This is a genomic window from Kitasatospora kazusensis, from assembly GCF_039529945.1.
In the GTDB taxonomy this organism is placed as follows: Bacteria; Actinomycetota; Actinomycetes; order Streptomycetales; family Streptomycetaceae; genus Kitasatospora; species Kitasatospora kazusensis.
In genome coordinates this window covers 1-16,589 of the sequence record NZ_BAAANT010000073.1, presented here as the reverse complement: position 1 = coordinate 16,589, position 16,589 = coordinate 1, and the positions used below count along the sequence as shown (strand labels likewise).

At 73.2% G+C, this 16,589-nt stretch carries 15 protein-coding genes and 1 pseudogene; 10 read left to right on the top strand and 6 right to left on the bottom strand.

Features of this window, described 5'->3' with window-relative positions; genetic code table 11:
* Window positions 1-95: 95 nt before the first annotated feature.
* Window positions 96-233, top strand: a pseudogene (locus ABD330_RS30990) (LLM class flavin-dependent oxidoreductase); the annotation flags it as partial.
* A 79-nt stretch (window positions 234-312) separates the two neighbouring features.
* Here the strand turns inward: ABD330_RS30990 and ABD330_RS30985 are convergent.
* The 6 genes from ABD330_RS30985 to ABD330_RS30960 form a co-directional block, all read right to left on the bottom strand.
* Complete coding sequence (locus ABD330_RS30985) at window positions 313-2,685, bottom strand: acyl-CoA dehydrogenase family protein (protein WP_344469630.1); 2,373 nt, start codon at window positions 2,683-2,685, stop codon at window positions 313-315.
* Window positions 2,682-2,894 (bottom strand): acyl carrier protein, encoded by a 213-nt coding sequence (locus tag ABD330_RS32600; protein WP_425555711.1) that lies wholly within the window; start codon window positions 2,892-2,894, stop codon window positions 2,682-2,684. The genes ABD330_RS30985 and ABD330_RS32600 overlap by 4 nt, the downstream gene beginning before the upstream one ends.
* A 78-nt stretch (window positions 2,895-2,972) precedes the next feature.
* Window positions 2,973-4,697: an acyl-CoA dehydrogenase family protein gene (locus tag ABD330_RS30975; RefSeq protein WP_344469628.1), complete on the bottom strand. Its 1,725-nt coding sequence runs from the start codon at window positions 4,695-4,697 to the stop codon at window positions 2,973-2,975.
* Complete coding sequence (locus tag ABD330_RS30970; RefSeq protein ID WP_344469627.1) at window positions 4,694-5,524, bottom strand: acyl-CoA thioesterase; 831 nt, start codon at window positions 5,522-5,524, stop codon at window positions 4,694-4,696. Before ABD330_RS30970 ends, ABD330_RS30975 begins: the two co-directional genes overlap by 4 nt.
* An 8-nt stretch (window positions 5,525-5,532) precedes the next feature.
* Window positions 5,533-5,799 (bottom strand): MoaD/ThiS family protein, encoded by a 267-nt coding sequence (locus tag ABD330_RS30965; protein WP_344469626.1) that lies wholly within the window; start codon window positions 5,797-5,799, stop codon window positions 5,533-5,535.
* Window positions 5,796-7,589 carry a fatty acyl-AMP ligase gene (locus tag ABD330_RS30960; protein ID WP_344469625.1) on the bottom strand — a complete coding sequence of 598 codons (1,794 nt, stop codon included), beginning with the start codon at window positions 7,587-7,589 and terminating at the stop codon, window positions 5,796-5,798. Before ABD330_RS30960 ends, ABD330_RS30965 begins: the two co-directional genes overlap by 4 nt.
* Window positions 7,590-8,032: 443 nt before the next feature.
* Here ABD330_RS30960 and moeZ point away from each other — a divergent pair, with 443 nt between their 5' ends.
* From moeZ to ABD330_RS30915, 9 genes are all read left to right on the top strand, one after another.
* Window positions 8,033-9,214: an adenylyltransferase/sulfurtransferase MoeZ gene (moeZ, locus tag ABD330_RS30955; RefSeq protein ID WP_425555709.1), complete on the top strand. Its 1,182-nt coding sequence runs from the start codon at window positions 8,033-8,035 to the stop codon at window positions 9,212-9,214.
* Window positions 9,215-9,244: 30 nt separating this feature from the next.
* Complete coding sequence (locus ABD330_RS30950) at window positions 9,245-10,669, top strand: MFS transporter (RefSeq protein WP_344469624.1); 1,425 nt, start codon at window positions 9,245-9,247, stop codon at window positions 10,667-10,669.
* Between the two features lie 266 nt (window positions 10,670-10,935).
* Entirely contained in the window at window positions 10,936-11,232 is a 297-nt protein-coding gene (locus ABD330_RS30945) for a hypothetical protein (RefSeq protein ID WP_344469623.1), read from the top strand.
* The gene (locus tag ABD330_RS30940; protein ID WP_344469622.1) at window positions 11,229-12,221 is read left to right on the top strand and encodes a ferritin-like domain-containing protein; all 993 of its coding nucleotides are present in this window, start codon (window positions 11,229-11,231) and stop codon (window positions 12,219-12,221) included. Before ABD330_RS30945 ends, ABD330_RS30940 begins: the two co-directional genes overlap by 4 nt.
* The gene (locus ABD330_RS30935) at window positions 12,197-12,673 is read left to right on the top strand and encodes a holo-ACP synthase (protein ID WP_344469621.1); all 477 of its coding nucleotides are present in this window, start codon (window positions 12,197-12,199) and stop codon (window positions 12,671-12,673) included. The genes ABD330_RS30940 and ABD330_RS30935 overlap by 25 nt, the downstream gene beginning before the upstream one ends.
* 19 nt (window positions 12,674-12,692) lie before the next feature.
* Window positions 12,693-13,136 carry an acyl-CoA thioesterase gene (locus ABD330_RS30930; protein ID WP_344469632.1) on the top strand — a complete coding sequence of 148 codons (444 nt, stop codon included), beginning with the start codon at window positions 12,693-12,695 and terminating at the stop codon, window positions 13,134-13,136.
* A 10-nt stretch (window positions 13,137-13,146) separates the two neighbouring features.
* Entirely contained in the window at window positions 13,147-14,766 is a 1,620-nt protein-coding gene (locus ABD330_RS30925; protein WP_344469620.1) for an AMP-binding protein, read from the top strand.
* 42 nt (window positions 14,767-14,808) lie between these two features.
* Window positions 14,809-15,477: an enoyl-CoA hydratase/isomerase family protein gene (locus ABD330_RS30920; protein ID WP_344469619.1), complete on the top strand. Its 669-nt coding sequence runs from the start codon at window positions 14,809-14,811 to the stop codon at window positions 15,475-15,477.
* A 304-nt stretch (window positions 15,478-15,781) separates the two neighbouring features.
* Window positions 15,782-16,279: an SMI1/KNR4 family protein gene (locus tag ABD330_RS30915; protein WP_344469631.1), complete on the top strand. Its 498-nt coding sequence runs from the start codon at window positions 15,782-15,784 to the stop codon at window positions 16,277-16,279.
* Window positions 16,280-16,589 lie beyond the last annotated feature (310 nt).

The window sequence follows — 16,589 nt, the reverse complement described above, 5'->3', positions numbered from 1 at the left end:
AGAGCACGCACCGTGGGGGCACCTCCCGGCCGAAGGCTGGGGGAGCCGCGCCGCCGCCCTTCGGGCGACGACGGGGGTTTGACGACAGGCCCTAGCGGTCGTTCCGGGACGAGCCGTGGTTCGGGGCCGTTCCGACTCTCACAGCGGCCGCGACGGCGCCTGAGCGGACCCGCCCCGGCACCCTCGTCCCCTCGCCGGACTTCCGGCATCCGGTGACGCCGGCGAAGGAACTGCGCGAATCCGGCAGGCGCAGCTCCGCACCTGCCGGATCCGCGCAGTTCCCCGCGGCCCTGTGCTCGGTCGGCGAAGCCGCTAGCGCCGTCGCCCTGCCACCAGCCGGATGCCGAGTGCCGCGTCCTCCCAGTCCGAGCGGACGTGGCTCAGCCCTGCCGACCGGAGCAGGTCCTCGGCTTCGCCGGCGGCCAGGGCCGTCCCCCCGGCGACCGCGAGTTCGAGGCGGACCACTGCCGCGCCGAGCGGCCGCTTGGGCGGGAGCGGGCACGGCAGGAGGAGCCAGCCGCCCGGGAGCAGGGCCCCGGCCGCGGCCGTGACGGCCTCCCGGAGCCCGGCGCCGGTCAGTCCGGCGGTGGGGAGCCAGGCCAGGGCGAGCCGGTCGTCGTCCTCGAAGCCCTCGGGGCCGGCCGCCCGGACCTGGACCGAGCCGTCGGTCACCGGTACGGGTGCCCCGTCCGGCTCCAGCGCGAGCACCGGGACGAACGGGATGTGCCGCGCCAGCTCGACGGCGGACCGGCCGCCGTCAGCCGCCGCGCAGCCGACCCGTGCGCCGGGCCGGTCCAGCAGCTCGGGCAGCCCCTCCAGCCGCCCGAGCAGGGAGTTGACCAGCACGTCCGCGAGCGCCGCCGCCTCGCCGCCGCAGCCGGCCACCGCCGCCCGCCCGGCCCCGGCCGGCTTCCCGGTCCGCAGCTGCGCGCCGCCGGCCGCCGCGCGCCGCAGCCGCGCGGCGAACGCGGAGGTGCGCGGGCCGCCGATGAGCACCCGTTCGAGCCCCGGGTCGACGGCGTACCGGCCGTCGCGGTCCACCCGCACGACCGAGGCGCCGGCCAGCAGGCCGAGCAGCCCCTCGGTGAACTCCTCGGGCAGCTCCCCGGCCGCCTCCCGTACGGTGCACGGCCGCAGCAGCCGCGCCAACAGCCCGGTCTCCTGCGCGATGACGCAGGCCAGCAGCCGCCAGGCCCCGGCGGCCGACTCGGCGAGCCGTCCCTCGGACAGCCCGGCCGGCCCCGGCGGCAGCGCGGCGGGCACCTGCCCGGACCGTACGGCCGCGAGCAGGGCGTGCGCCGAGTCGAGCAGCAGGGCCGCCGGCCCGGTGGCGGCCTCGGTGAGTCCGGCCGCGGCCAGGACGGCGCCGACCGCCTCGCCCAGCTCCTCGCCGTACTCCCCGGCGGACGCCGCCGCGTGCAGCGCCCACCAGGAGTCCGCCAGCCGCGCGACGGTGCGCTCGGCGGCCTCCTCCCGGACCCGCCTGCCCTCCAGCCCGACGATGGTGCGCTGCCCGAGCTGGATCAGCAGCATCTCCTGCGAGCCCTGACCGGAGATCAGGCCCAGGATGTCGCGCATGAACCGCTCCCACGGGAACGCGGACATGTACGCCTCGCCGCCCTGGAGGCTCATCACCAGCCGGCCGACCTGCAGCGCGCACTCCGCCGCGTGGTGCTTGGCGGCGGTGGCGAACTCGTCGAAGTGCGGGTCGCGGTCCGGTGACCGGGTGCCGTCCAGGGCCCGGTAGACGCTCGCCCGGGCGGTCTGCAGCAGCATCCGCATCTCGCCGACCGAGCGCTCGACGTTCTGGTGGTCGAGCACCCGGCGCCCGCCGCGCCTGCGCGGGGCGAGCGACTCGACGCAGTTCTCGACCACCCCGTCCAGCGCGCCGAGCACCCCGCAGGCGCTCATCGTCCGCCGGATCCGGGCGTAGGTGTTGAGTTCGCTGAGCGCGTCCGCACGCCAGACCAGCCGCCACTGCGGCAGCCGTACCTCGTCCAGCAGCACCTGGCCCAGGCCCATGGTGTTCATGCCCATGGTGTCCATGTGCACGGGCGTGACGCCGGGGTCGTCCTTCTCGACCAGGAACGCCAGCATGTCGTTGGACGCCTCGTCGCGCAGGAACAGGATGAACAGGTCGGCGAAGCGCGCGCCGGCCACGAAGCGCTTGACGCCGTTGAGCACCCAGGTGTCGCCGTCGAGCCGCGCCGTGGACCGGTAGTCGTACGGGTCCCGGCTCTCGTAGGCGCCCTGGACGCCGAACCGCCGTCCGGCCGCCAGGTCCGGGACGTAGCGCTCGATCAGTTCGGGCCGGCCGCTGGAGAGCAGCAGTTCGGTGATCTCGACGCTGATGTCGAGCAGCACGGCGAAGCCGGGATCCCGGGAGAGCCGGGCGATCTCCTCGACCACCACGCCCCAGGCGAGCTTGTCCCGCCCCTCGCCGCCGATCTCGGCGGGCAGCGAGAACCGCATCAGCCCGAGGTCGCCCGCCTGCTCGAAGACCCGGTTGTCCAGCGGCCTGCGCTCGTGGTTGCGGAAGTGCGCGCCCGGGTTGGCGGTGTCCAGTACGAAGCTGCCGAACCGGCGCCGGGCCTCCCGGCGGATCTCCTCGATCTCGGTGTCGAGCGTGCGGTGTGCCGGGTCCGCCCGGTTCATCACGTCGACGGCGTGCGCGCGGGCGGTCACGCCGTGGCCTCGGCCCCGGCCGCCGCAGCGGCCGCCAGCTCGCGGGCCAGGTCCTGGAGCGTCTCCTCGCCGAGGAAGCGCTCCAGCGGGATGGTGGCGCCGGTGCGCTCCTCGACCTCGACGGAGAGCTGGGCCGCCGTCAGCGAGTCGATGCCGAGCTCGCCGAGCGGCCGGTCGGCCGGGAACTCCTGCTCGTCGACGCCGAGCAGCTCCCCGATCAGCGAGGACAGCCAGCCGGCGCCGTACTCGGCGGCGGGGTCGCGGTGTTCGGTGATGATGGCGTTCTCCTAGGGTCGGGCCGGTGCGGGCCCCCGGTACTGCGGCGCGAGCCGCAGCGGCACGAGGGAGAACGCCCGGTCGTCGTCGTCGAGGTCTTCCAGCCGGCGCACCAGCCGGTCCTCGGCCGCCGGGTCGGGCCCGGCCGGGCGGCCGAGCCGCTCCAGCACCCGGCGCAGCGCGACCGAGAGCCAGGCCCGGTCGGCGGCCAGGCCGCCGAGTGCGTCCCGGCGTTGGAGCCAGGTGTGCAGGCAGCAGGCGCCGGCGTGCACCAGGCAGTGCCGCCGGGCCGCCTCGTACGCCTCGGTGCCGCGCTGCGCGCCGAGCCCGCGTACGGTCTCCCGGGTCTCGTCGCGGACGGTGAGCAGGGTGCGGGCGAGCGCCGCCAGCTCCGGGTCGTCGGCCAGTGCCTCGACGGCCTCGTCGAGCCGGTCGACCACCTCGTCGGCGCTGCCGTAGGTGAGCGAGGGGCGCTGGTCCCGTGGGGCGAGGGTCGGCACCGGCTCGCCGAAGCCGAACAGCAGGGGGAGCGGCAGTCCGGCCTGGGTGCCGGGCCGCCGCCGGGCGCCGCTGACCAACTGGGCCCGGACGGTGTCCAGCTGGACGAGCTGGGTGCCCTCGAACACCGGGGTGATCGCCAGGTCGCGGGCCAGCTTCTGGAAGGCGCCCGCCTCGCCCTCGCGCAGGTAGGCGCGGGCGCTCAGCACCTCGCCGCAGGCGTTCACGGCGTCCACGCAGAGCCCGGGGACGACGTACTTCGCCACGGCCGACCAGAGCGCCATCCGCTGCCGGGCCACGTCCAGGCCGCGCGCGGCGGACAGCTCGGTGCACTCGGCGACCAGCAGGTCGGCGAAGGCGCGGGCCAGCAGCGAACGCACCGGCGGCAGTGCCAGCGCCGGGGCGCCGTACAGCACCCGTCCGCGCGCGTGCCGCAGCGCGATCCGCAGCGCCGTGTCGGCGGCGCCGAGGCTGCTCGCGCCGACCAGCGTCCGGGTGTACTGGAGCATGCCGGAGACCATCTCGACGCCCCGGCCCGGCCGTCCGACCACCGCGTCGGCGCCGACGTGGCAGTCGGTGAGCTCGAAGCCGCTCAGGTCGTGCCCGCGCAGGCCGTGGGTGGGGACCTTCGGCAGCCGCCGGACCCCGCCGGTGCCGAGGGCCTCGAAGTCGAGCAGGAACAGCCCGAACGACGGCTCGGAGGCGGCCAGCACGGTCGCGAACGAGGACCGCCGGCCGTTGCCGACCAGCCACTTGCGCCCGTTCAGGACGTACCCGCCGTCGGTCGGGGCGGCCCGGGTGGCGGTGGCCAGCAGGTCGCTGCCGGCCGCCTCCTCGCTGATCCCGGCGGTGCCCCAGGCGCGGCCGAGCGCGAGTTCGGCGACCCGGCGCCGCTGCTTGTCGTCCCCCCAGATCCACACCGGGGTGGTGGCCAGCAGGGTCGAGCCGAGCCCGACCGAGACCGCGAGCTCCCGGCGCGAGGCGGCGCGCACCACGGCCGTCAGCGACTCGAACGAGGCCAGCCGGCCGCCCTCGGAGACAGGCACCAGGTGCTCGTGCAGGCCGGCCGACCAGGCCGCCTCGTACGCGGCGGCCGGCTCCACCTCCAGGTCGTCCGCGCGGACGCCGGCCGCCAGCGACATCCCGCTGCCGGGGTCGAACGGGCAGCCGAGCTCCCGCTCCAACTCCTCGGCCGCCGCGAAGGCGGGCAGCGCGGCGGTACCTCCGGTGCCGGTCACGAGCGCTCCACCACGACCGCGTACGGCCCGCCGCCGTCGTCCTCGGCGAGGCCCAGCTCGTGGACGAAGGCGATGTCCGCGCCGTGCCGGTAGGCGGTGGTGGTGACCTTGAGCAGGTCCCACAGCTGCCCGGCCCGCAGCCAGGTCACGTCGACCCGGCGGAGCCCCTCGGCCAGCGGGCGGCGCAGCTCGGGCGCCCGCCGCCCGTGCCGCAGCACGAACTCCTCCCGGGCGCCGCCCGCGAAGCCGAGCGACTCGGCCCAGTACCACTGGTCGGCCACCTCGCAGTGGTGGCGGTGCACCCGGAAGGTCGTGGTGTCCGACCCGATCCGCTCGCCCTCGCGCTCGAAGGCGGCCCGCAGCGCGGGTACCGGCGAGCGGAACGGCGAGCGCTCGACCTCGTCCGGCCGGAAGGCGGCGAGCAGGGTGTCCGGCAGCCCGGTCGGCGTGCCGGAGAGCGCCTGGTCGCCGCTGAGCCGCAGCGGCACCGAGGCGGCGGTGGTCCGCACCGCGACACCGGCCGGGCCGGAGACCGTCATCTCCACCTCCAGCTGCGAGGAGCGCGGTCCGCGCACCCGGGCCCGTACGTCGACCTGCACCTCGTCGGCGTCGGTGAAGCGCAGCGGCTGCTCGTACTCCAGCTGCCAGGCCCACAGCACCAGGCCCACCTGGTGCTCGGACACCAGCGTGCGGTGGCTGCACACGTGGTCGCGCAGCCAGCGGGTCCCGGCCTGGAAACCGAGCCGGCCGACGGCGGTGGGCTGCAACTGGGTGGGGGTGAAGAGGCTCGCGTCGAGCACGAGTTCGTAGCCGGAGCTGCGCGGCATGGGGTGCCTCAGCCTCCGGAGACGGCGGTGACGATGTCCACCCGGTCGTCCTCGGTGGCCTCCCGGTCCAGCTCCTCCAGCGAGAGCTGCTCGCCGTTGAGCGCGATCAGGTGGGTCGCGCGGACGCTGCCCTCCCGGTCCATCAGCACCTCGTCCAGGGTGGGGAAGCGCTCGGCCAGCGCGGCCAGGCCCTCCCGGACGGTGCTGCCCCCGACCTCGATCTCGTTCTCGTAGTTGGTGAACCGGAGCAGGATGCCCCTGACCTTGACGATCATCGTCCGTCCGCCTTCGTAGGTGTGGTGGTACCGCTCGTTCCGCCGGGCCGGCCGGGTGCCTGCCAGCGGGCCAGCTCCGCCAGCTCGCCGGCCAGGTACTGCCGTCGGGCCAGCCAGCGCTGCACCTTGCCGCTCGACGTCTTGGGGATCGTCCGGGGCCGGACCAGCACCACGGTGTGCGGCGGCACGCTCAGCTCGGCCGAGACGGCCCGCCGGATGCCGTCGACGGCGGCCCGGTACCCCTCCTCGTCGGCGGGGTCGGCCTCGTAGACCAGCACCAGCCGCTCGGCGGCGCCCGCGTCGTCCTCCACCGCGAAGGCCGCTCCGCAGTTGCGGCGCAGGCCGGCCACCGAGGCCTCGCAGACCCGCTCGATGTCTACGGGGTGGTAGTTGCGCCCGTTGACCACGATCAGGTCCTTGATCCGCCCGGCCGGGAACAGCTCGCCGTCCAGGACGAACCCGAGGTCGCCGGTGCGCAGGTACGGGCCGTCCCCTTCGGCGGTCGTCGCGCCGAAGGCCTCGGCGGTCTCCTCCGGGCGGCGCCAGTAGCCGTCGGCGACGCTCGGCGAGTCGACCCAGATCTCGCCGACCGCCCCTTCGCCCAGCGGCTCGCGGGTGGCCGGGTCGACCACCAGCAGCCGGGTGTCCGGGCCCGGGGGGCCGCAGCCCACCAGCGACCTGGACGGCTCGTCCGGCCCGGCCGGGCGGGCGGTGCCGTGCAGCTCCAGCGCGTCGCGGGCGACCGGCACCGAGCGCCAGCCGCCCAGCGGCTTGCCGCCGGTCACGAACAGCGTCGCCTCGGCGAGCCCGTAGCACGGGTAGAACGACTCCTCCCGGAAGCCGTACGGCCCGAACCGCTCGGTGAACCGGGCGATCGTCTCGGCCCGGACGGGCTCGGCGCCGGTGAAGGTGAGCTCGACGGCGGACAGGTCCAGCCCTTCGAGCTCGGTGTCCTTCGCGCGCCGGACGCAGAGGTCGAAGGCGAAGTTCGGGCCGCCGGTGATCGTCGCACCGTATCGGGAGACCATCCGCAGCCAGGACAGCGGACGGCGCAGGAAGCTCACCGGCGACATCAGCGTCACCGGGATGCCGCAGGACAGCGGGGTCAGGATGCCGCCGATCAGGCCCATGTCGTGGTACGGCGGCAGCCAGAGGCCGCCCACGCTGCCCTGGTGCATGCCGAACCCGCGCGCGATCTCGCCGCAGTTGGCGATCAGCTGGGCGTGGGTGAGCATCACACCGCGCGGCAGCGAGGTGGAGCCCGAGGTGTACTGGAGCAGCGCCAGCCGGTCCGGCCCGGCCGGCGGTGTCACGCCCGCCCCGTCGGCGGCGGCCAGGTCGGTCGCGATCACCCGGGGGGTGCGGCCGGCCATCGCGGTGGCGAGCCAGTCGGCCATCAGTGCCGCGATGTCCGAGGTGGTCAGCACCAGGTCCGAGCCGGCGTCCTCGATGATCGCGGCGAGCCGGGGCAGCGTCCGCGCCAGCCGGGTCGGGTCGGGCGGGAAGGCCGGGACGGCGGGCACCCCCGCGTAGAAGCAGCCGAACAGGCCCGCGAGGTAGTCCAGGCCGGGTGCGAACAGCAGCAGCGCCGGATCGGTCCGCCCCTTGCCGGTCGCGGTGATCTCGGCGGCCACTGCCCGTGCCCGCGCGTCCAGTTCGGCGTAGGTGAGCTCATGGGCCGACTCGTCGTCCTCGACGAACCGGTAGGCGACGACATCGGGCGACTGTTGCGCCCGGTCGTGCAGCATCTGCGCGAGGCTCTCGGCCGCACGCCAATGAGATCTGCTCAATCCCCGTGCCCTCCCCCGCACTTGATCAGGCGAGCAGTGTTACAGCAAGACTCGGCAACGGTCAACGATCTTCCGTGCGCGCAGTTGTACCGATCGGTAACCGGCTTGACGGCTCGTCAGGCAGGTCGGACGGGGGCCGGACGGGGATTGACACTGGCGGGTAACAAGCAGCATGGTGATCAGGCTCACCAGGGTGCTCGGGGGGTCGAGTGCGTTCGAGCGGGCAGTGAACGAGGCGGGCGGGACGAAGAGTTGCCGGACCACGGTCCGGCACGTCGTGCCGACGGCCCCGCCACGCCTGCCCGCGCCCGCGCGGAACCCTCTCCGGCACCCGGCAGCACGCACCTGAAGGGGGCCCCGAACCGGGGCACTCCAACTGAACTGCCTCCATCCGGTCCGGGCGACATGCCGAACGGGTGCGGTCCGGACGTGAAGGAGCGCAAGTGCCGACGAGACCACTGCCGCCGCTGGTCGAGCCGACGGCCGAGCTGACCAGGGACGACGTCTCCCGGTACAGCCGCCATCTGATCATCCCCGAGGTGGGGGTGGACGGCCAGAAACGGCTGCGCAGCGCCCGGGTCCTGGTCATCGGCGCGGGCGGCCTCGGCTCGCCCACCCTGCTCTACCTGGCGGCCGCCGGGGTCGGGACACTGGGCATCGTCGAGTTCGACGAGGTGGAGTCCTCCAACCTCCAGCGCCAGGTCATCCACGGCGAGTCCGACATCGGCCGGCCCAAGGCGGAGAGCGCGCGGGACGCGATCCGGGAGCTCAACAGCGGCGTCCAGGTGCGGCTGCACCAGACGCGGCTGGACTCCGACAACGCCGTCGCCCTGTTCGGCGAGTACGACCTGGTCATCGACGGCACCGACAACTTCGCCACCCGCTACCTGGTCAACGACGCCGCCTCGCTCGCGGGCAAGCCGTACGTCTACGGCTCCATCTTCCGCTTCGAGGGACAGGTCTCGGTCTTCTGGGAGAACGCCCCCGACGACCGGGGGATCACCTACCGCGACCTCTACCCGCAGGCGCCGCCGCCGGGCCTGGTGCCGTCCTGTTCCGAGGGCGGCGTGCTCGGCGTGCTGTGCGCCTCGGTGGCCTCGATCATGGTCACCGAGGCGGTCAAGCTGATCACCGGCATCGGCGACTCGCTGCTCGGCCGCCTGATGGTCCACGACGCGCTGAGCATGACGTACGAGACGGTGAAGCTGCGCCGGCACCCCGACCGCCGGCCCGTCACCGGGCTCATCGACTACCACGCGTTCTGCGGCGTGGTCTCCGCCGAGGCCGAGGCGGCCGCCGCCGGGTCCACGATCACCGCGCGCCAGCTGCACGCGATGCTGGCCGCCGGCACCGAGATCGCGCTGATCGACGTCCGCGAGCCGGCCGAATGGGACATCGTGCACATCGACGGCGCCACCCTGATCCCCAAGGACCGGATCCTCTCCGGCGAGGCGCTGGCCGAACTGCCGCACCACAAACCGATCGTGCTGCACTGCAAGTCCGGCGCCCGCTCGGCCGAGGCGCTCGCGGCGCTGAAGAAGGCCGGCTTCGCCGACGCCACCCACCTGCACGGCGGCGTGCTCGCCTGGGCGAGCCAGGTCGACCCCTCGCTGCCGGTGTACTAGGACGTGTCCCACTCAGGAGAGGACGTACAGATGGCCGACACACCGGTCGCTCTCGACGGAACCAGGGACGCCGTGGGCAGCGAGCCCGCCGCCAAGCCACCGGTCAGGCTGGTCCTGCTGTGCTGCCTCGGCGCCTTCGTGGCGTTCCTGGACAGCACCATCGTGAACGTGGCGTTCCCCAACATCGCCAAGACGTTCTCCGGCTCGGACCTGCCGACCCTGTCCTGGGTGCTGAACGGCTACAACGTGGTGATCGCCGCCTTCCTGCTGCCCGCCGGGCGGATGGCCGACCGGCTCGGCTGCCGCCGCTCCTTCGCGGTGGGCCTGACCACCTTCACCCTCGCCTCGGCGGTCTGCGGGGCCGCCAACTCGGCCGAACTGCTGATCGGGGCCCGGCTGCTGCAGGCGGTCGGCGCCGCGATCCTCGTCCCGACCTCGCTCGCGCTGCTGATCCCGCTGTTCCCGATGGCCCGCCGCCTGATCGCGATCACCGTCTGGGGCGCGGCGGCGGCGCTGGCCGCCGGCATCGGGCCCGGCCTCGGCGGGCTGCTCGCCGAACACTGGACCTGGCGGGCGGTCTTCCTGGTGAACATCCCGATCGGACTGGTCGCCGTCTGGGCCACCCGGTACCTCACCGAGCAGCGCGAACGCGGCGGCCCCACCCCGGACATCCTGGGCGCGGTCATGCTCGGCAGCTCCCTCGGCCTGCTCGCGATGGGCCTGGTCAAGGGCCCGGACTGGAAGTGGGCCAGCCTGCCCACCATCGGCTGCCTGGCCGCCGGAGTCCTGCTGCTGGTCCTGGTGATGCTCCGCAGCGCCCGCCACCCGGCCCCGGTGGTCTCGCTCGACCTGCTCCGCTCGCGCCACGCCGTCGGCGGCAACATCGGCACCATGCTGTTCTCGGTGACCTTCTACGCCGTCATCCTGAACAACATCCTCTTCCTGACCAGCCACTGGCACTGGTCGCTGCTCACCGCCGGCCTCGCCACCACCCCGCCGCCGATCGCCACCGCCATCGTCGCCCGCCCGGCGAGCCGGCTGGCCGAGCGGTTCGGCGACCGCCTGGTCGTCATCGCGGGCTGCCTGGTCTACATCGGCGGCACGCTGCTGCTCTCCTGGGGCGGCGGGCAGCACCCCGACTTCCTCACCCACTGGCTGCCCGGCGCGGCCGTCATGGGCACCGGCGCCGGCCTGGTGTGGCCGGTCCTGGGCGGCGTGGCGCTGGCCGGGGTCGAGCCGAGCCGGCTGGCCACCGCCAGCGCGGCCAACGCGGCCTTCCGCCAACTCGGCGCCGTCCTCGGCACCGCACTCGCGGTCTCCATCCTGACCTCCTCCGCCACCGACGTACTCGGGGGAGCCCGCGATGCCTGGTACCTCGCGATCGGCTTCGCCGTCGCGGTCGCGCTGCTCGCCGCCGCGACCGTCCGTGGGAAGGCCGTGCCGGTCCGGGGCTGAAAGCACGGCGGGCCCCGGCCAAGGCCGTGCCGGCCCGGGGCCGAAAGCACGGCGGGCCCCGGAGAGTGCCATTTCCGGGGTATTCCGGATACGGACGGAATGGGGCCCGCCGACGCTGATTCGGGTCTGCGCGGCGGGACTCCCGTGTGATATTCACGCGGAGTTCTTTTGACATGAGCCCGAAGTGTGATCCGGTGATCCTTCAACTGCCCTTGTGGTTTTAAACACTTGGCGTCAAGACTCGTCAACTTGTATGATCCTGAGCCATGGTGACGCCTGGGGTGGAGTCCTACATTCGGCAGAAGTTCGCCGAGCATGCGGGGCTGTCAGAAGACCAACTATTCGTAGACGATGTGACATTGGCGGCGGTGATCGGCCGCAGCCCGCGAATGACCAACAGCATCGACCTGATGGAGGCGTTCGCCCGTACGGCCAACGCACTGCGCAAGGACTACGGCGTCCGGGTACGCCTTCCCGCGCTGCCTCTCGACACGCCGGTCTCGACCGTTCTGAAGGTCTTCATCGAGGAATTCGAGCGGCAGAAGAAGGAGGCGGCCGCATGAGCATCGTCGAGACCGAGCGCGTCGAGGCCGTCGAGCCCGTGGCACCCGCCGAGCCCGTCGAGCGGACCGAGGGGGCGGCCGCCCGTCGGAACTCCGCCGCCGAGGCGCCCGCCATCATCACCGACCTCTTCGACGCGATGACCCGGCGCGGGATGTCCCTGGTGGACGTCACCTGGGAGCAGCACCGGCTGCACGAGTCCCGCCGGTGGAGCGTCATGGAGATGCTGGCCGACGTCGACCTGGAGAGCCTGACCCCGCTCGACCGCACCCTGGTGTGGAACGCCGGCCGGGCCGAGCTGACCACCAAGCCGGGCGCGGACCGGCTGGAGCGCCAGGCGGAGGCGGAGTGCCGCCGCTGGCAGGAGAGCAACCCGGCCGTCGCGGCGATCATGCAGGCCTGCGGCACCTGGAGCCGGTACTGGAACGAGGAGGAGGCCCACCACGAGACGGTGTTCAACCGGCTGGCCGACCTCGGCGGCATGGACCCGATCTCGGACGAGACCTTCATCGCCTTCCGGCAGGTCTTCCCCGACGACGACATGCTCCGCACCCTGGTGCTCCTCGCGATCTCCGAGATCACGGCGGCGGTCAACTACGGCCAGTGCCAGCACGTGATCCAGGACGAGGGCCTGCGCCGGATCTTCAAGCAGGTCGCGGCCGACGAGATCCAGCACCGCAACTACTTCGTCTCGTTCGCGAAGGCGCTGGTGGACAGCGGCGAGTACCACGCCAAGGACGCCTTCGCGGTGGCGCATCTGTTCCTGCGCGAGGACGGCGAGCTCCAGGGCAGCGCCCGGGACCAGCTGGAGGAGCGCGGCACCCACGTGAACTGGTGGGACCAGCTCGACACGGGCGACTCCGACTTCCGGCCCGAGGCGCTGGAGAAGAAGGAGCAGCTCATCTGCGGCGCCCTCCGGAAGATCACCGGGATCGAGGTCCACACCCGCGAAGAGGTCGAGGACACGTGGATGGATCTCGTCGGGAGCTGACGGGCCTCGGGCACGACCTCCAGTTGATCAGCGAACTGGAGGTCGCGTCCGCCCTCCGCGAGCCCGATGTCTTCTTCACCACGGGGGAGTTGGCGCACTTCGCCGGGGCTGTCGTCCCGCTGCAGAGCCTGGCCGGCGCCTTCGCGGCCAAGGAGGCGCTGTTCAAGGCCCTCCCGCCGGCCGACCGGACCTGGTTCTGGACGGACGCCGAACTGGTCCACGACCGCCGCGGCGCCCCGGGCTTCGCCGTCCACGGCGCACTGGCGGCCCACCTGGCCCGGCACGGCCTACGGGTGAGCGTCTCGATCTCGCACAGCGGCGGATTCGTGTCCGCCGTGGTCCTCGTCACCGGCGGTGCCCCGGCGGCGACAGGTTTCCTCGGCACGATCGATCGGGCGGTCCGGCATGTACTTCGGCGAATCACGGCTCATCCTGCCGGTCCGCCCCAATGACCTCGACGCCTTGGGACACGTGAACAACGCGGTGGCACTGGAGTACCTGGAGGCCGGCCGCTGGGACTGGCTCGGCCTCCAGGGGCTGGTGCACGGCGACCGCCTGATCGCGGTGGTCGCCCGCACCGAGATCGACTACCTGGCGGAGATCCCGCGCGGCCGGGTCGAGGTCAGCACCGTCCTGGAGTCCCCGGCGGCCGAGGACTACGACCCGGACGACGTCACCTACCGGGCGCGGTTCCGACAGCGCATCCACCTGCCGGAGTCCGGCCGCCCGGCGGTGGACGCGCTCGTCACCGTGGCCTTCCTGGACGCCGCGCAGCGCTGCCTGGTGTCGATGCAGGACTTCCTCACGGCCGCCGTCGCGGACGGGGCCCGAGCGGTGCCGGACGGGGTGCGATCGGTGCCCGGCCCGGCCGGGGCCCGCGACCGGACGCCGCCGGACAGACGACCACGACAGTAGGAGGGGCGCGGTGCTCGAATACATCCAGCGCAACCAGGAGTGTCCGCCCGAGCGGGGCCTGTACCTGTACGAGAAGTTCTCCGACCAGCCCGAGTTCGTCGGCTACCGGGAGTTCCCGGAGCGCATCGCCGGGTACGCGGACGCCTTCCGCGAGCAGGGGATCGAGCCGGGGGAGCGGGTGCTGTTCCCGTTCGAGACCTCCAGCGCGGTGATCCTCGCCTTCCTGGGCCTGATGGAACTCGGCGCCGTACCGCTGTCGGTGAAGCCGTTCGTCCTGAACACCCCGAGGGAGGGCTATCAGGAGTTCCTCGCCCGGGTCGCCCGGGACTTCGGCGCGACCCGGATCCTCCAGGTGCCGAGCCTGGCCGGCACCGAGCTCCCGGTGGAGCCGCTGCCGCTGCCGCCGGCCGGGGTCCGCAGCCCCGGCGCCCGGCTGCGGACCCCGGGCGACGAGGAACTGGCGTTCGTGCAGTTCTCGTCCGGGTCGACGTCCTTCCCCAAGGGCATCCCCGTCCGGCAGGACCTGCTGCGGGCCAACCTCGCCATGATCACCCGTACCGACGGCCGCAAGCCCGAGGAGCGGGTGAGCAGCTGGCTGCCGCTCTACCACGACATGGGCCTGGTCGGCGGCATGCTGTCCTGCTTCACGGCGGGCTGCGACCTGCTGCTCGCCGAGCCGGTGACCTTCCTGTTCGACGCCTACGGCTGGTGGGAGCACATGGCCCGGGAACGGGCCATCGGGACGGTGATCCCGAACTTCGCGGTCGACTACTCGCTCAAGCTGATGCAGGACCTCGACCCTGAGGAACTCGCCGCACTCGACCTCTCCCGGATGCGGTCGATCTACCTCGGCAGCGAGCCGATCAACCTGCCGAACCTGTACGCCTTCCTGGACCTGATGGCCCCGGCCGGCCTGCGGCGCGACGTCTTCATGCCCTGCTACGGCATGGCCGAGGTGGTCCTGCTGGTCTCCAGCCGCCCGGTGGGCGGCGAGATCCGGGAGGTGCCGTCCCCCTCGGGCCTGCCGGCCGTCTCGGTGGGCCGCCCGATGGCGGAGTTCACCGTACGGCTGCGCGACGAGGACGGGCGCGAGTGCGCGGAGCGCGAGCTCGGTGAGATCGAGCTGGCGGGCGGCAGCCTGGCGGCCGGCTACTTCGACCGGCCGGGACCGCTCACCGGCGCGGACGGCTTCTACGCTACCGGCGACATCGGCTTCCTGGACGACGGCGAGCTGTTCATCACCGGCCGGATCAGCGACCGGATCAAGGTCAACGGGCAGAGCTTCTTCGCCGCCGACTTCGAACAGGCGGTGGAGCAGGTGCCGTTCGTCCGCGAGGGCCGCACGGCGGTCGCGCAGATCCAGGGACAAATCGTCGTTCTGACCGAGGTGGACCGCCCGGCACGCGAGGATGTTGAGGGCAGCCGGGCCCGGATCGTCGAACACCTGGTGCAGACGATCGGGGTGACGGTGCGGGCTTCGGACGTGCACTACCTGCGTCCCGGGCAGCTCCCCCGCACCAGCAGCGGCAAGCTGCAACGGCGCGCGATCGTGCAGGCGTACGAGCAGGGGCGGCTCGTGGGACTGACCCTGGGCCCGCCCGCCCCCGCGGGCGACGAAGCCACCGCCTGAGAAGCCACCACCCGAGAAGCCACCACCCGATAGGAGCACCGCATGCCGAAGCTGGAGCGGGACGGCGAGGTCTTCGTCCTCCACCTCGACCCCGACAACGAGAACCGCTTCCACCCCGACTGGCTCGCCGCGGTCGAGTCGGCGCTCGACGAGGTGGACGCCGCGACCGGTCCCCGGGCACTGGTCACAGCGGGCAGCGGCAAGTTCTGGTCCAACGGCCTGGACCTCGACTGGATGGGCGGCAACAGCGACCAGGCCCTGGCCTACCTGGACCGGGTGCACGCCCTGCTGGCCCGCACGCTGGCTTCGCCGGTGGTGACCGTCGCAGCCCTGAACGGCCACACCTTCGCCGCCGGGGCGATGTGGGCACTGGCCCACGACACCCGGGTGATGCGGACCGACCGCGGCTACTTCTGCCTGCCCGAGGTGGACCTCGGCCTGCCCTTCCAACCGGGCATGTCGGACCTGCTCCAGGCCCGCCTGACCCCGGCGACCGCGCACGAGGCGATGACCACCGGCCGGCGCTACGGCGGCGAGCAGGCACTCGCGGCCGGCATCGCCGACGCCGTCGCGGGCGCCGACGAACTCCTCGCCACCGCCGTGGAGTACGCCCGCCCGCTGGCGGCCAAGGCCAACCCGGCACGCGGGCAGATCAAGGAGATGATGTACGCCCGCGCGCTCGCCTCACTGCGCACACCGACCGTCGGCTGACCCGGGGCACTCCAGGGGCGCGTGGGGGTGTCTCCCGGCCGAAGGCCGTGGGAGAACCGCGCGGCACCGGAAGCGCCGCCGCGCCTTCCGCACCGCGCAACTCCCCGCGCCCCCGTCCCGCTGCTTCTCCTACGGCCCGCCCGCCCGCTCGCCCGCCCGCCCGCCCGCCGGTCGGCCCGGCCCCGACCACCGATCCGGCCGGTGTGACGCACCGGAACGCCGGTACCGTGCTGCCGTGACCAGTGACGACGTGGGCCGGAGCGAGCCCTGGGACGGTGCCTCGGTCCGTGCCCGTGTCGCCACCATGGGCCGAGAAGACCCGGGGCGTCGGCGCTTCGGGTCCCCACACCACGGATACCGGCTTCGGCCTCGGCTGGCCGAGGCGACGATCCGGGTGTTCGAGCAGCAGCACGGTGTCTGGCTCCCTGCCTCCTACCGCAGCTTTCTCAAGGACGTCGCAGACGGAGGAGCGGGCCCGGACTACGGACTCCTGGGTCTTGCCGAGGAGGTGGACGACGAGGAGGCTCTGCACGACCTCCGAGAAGAGGGGCGACGCGCGGGCTTCCTCTCCACGCCGTTCCCGCACACCGGTGGGTGGCCAGGGCCGGGAAAGGGAGGCGACTCCGCCTACTCGGTCGAAGGGAGCCTGGTCATCGGGGAGTGCGGTTGCGGCACGTTCCACCGCTTGGTCATCACCGGGAGGAACGCCGGCCAGGTCTGGCTCGACGACCCCGACTGGGGCGGCCTGACGCCAGGGCCGGACTTCCGGGACTGGTACTCGGCATGGCTCGCCACGCCCTGACCGCTGCTGCCCGGGCCTGTCCTGGCGCGAGCCGGGCGGCGGATCGCGACGGAGGAGTCGGCCGCCGTCCCTGGATTTGCATCTGGCGTCCGGCGGGCGTAGTGTTCCCTAGTCGCTCGGCAGGGAGCACCGGACACGCATCGGCGCGGACGGTCCCGGAGCGGCCAATCCTTCGAACCACCACTTCTCTTCTCGTCCCGCATGGGGCCTGATTTGCTGTGTGCGTTTATCGGATTGCGGCCGGATTCGCTTTGTGGAGCTGAGTTCGGCTAAAGTTTGGGACGTCGGAAAGCGCGGCGGGTGAACGAAA

Bases quoted from the DNA above. Each gene is read 5' to 3' on its own strand.
- ABD330_RS30970 (WP_344469627.1), bottom strand. From the start codon at position 5,524: ATGCCGCGCAGCTCCGGCTACGAACTCGTGCTCGACGCGAGCCTCTTC.
- ABD330_RS30965 (WP_344469626.1), bottom strand. From the start codon at position 5,799: ATGATCGTCAAGGTCAGGGGCATCCTGCTCCGGTTCACCAACTACGAG.
- ABD330_RS30950 (WP_344469624.1), top strand. From the start codon at position 9,245: ATGGCCGACACACCGGTCGCTCTCGACGGAACCAGGGACGCCGTGGGC.
- ABD330_RS30945 (WP_344469623.1), top strand. From the start codon at position 10,936: ATGGTGACGCCTGGGGTGGAGTCCTACATTCGGCAGAAGTTCGCCGAG.
- ABD330_RS30940 (WP_344469622.1), top strand. From the start codon at position 11,229: ATGAGCATCGTCGAGACCGAGCGCGTCGAGGCCGTCGAGCCCGTGGCA.
- ABD330_RS30920 (WP_344469619.1), top strand. From the start codon at position 14,809: ATGCCGAAGCTGGAGCGGGACGGCGAGGTCTTCGTCCTCCACCTCGAC.
- ABD330_RS30915 (WP_344469631.1), top strand. From the start codon at position 15,782: ATGGGCCGAGAAGACCCGGGGCGTCGGCGCTTCGGGTCCCCACACCAC.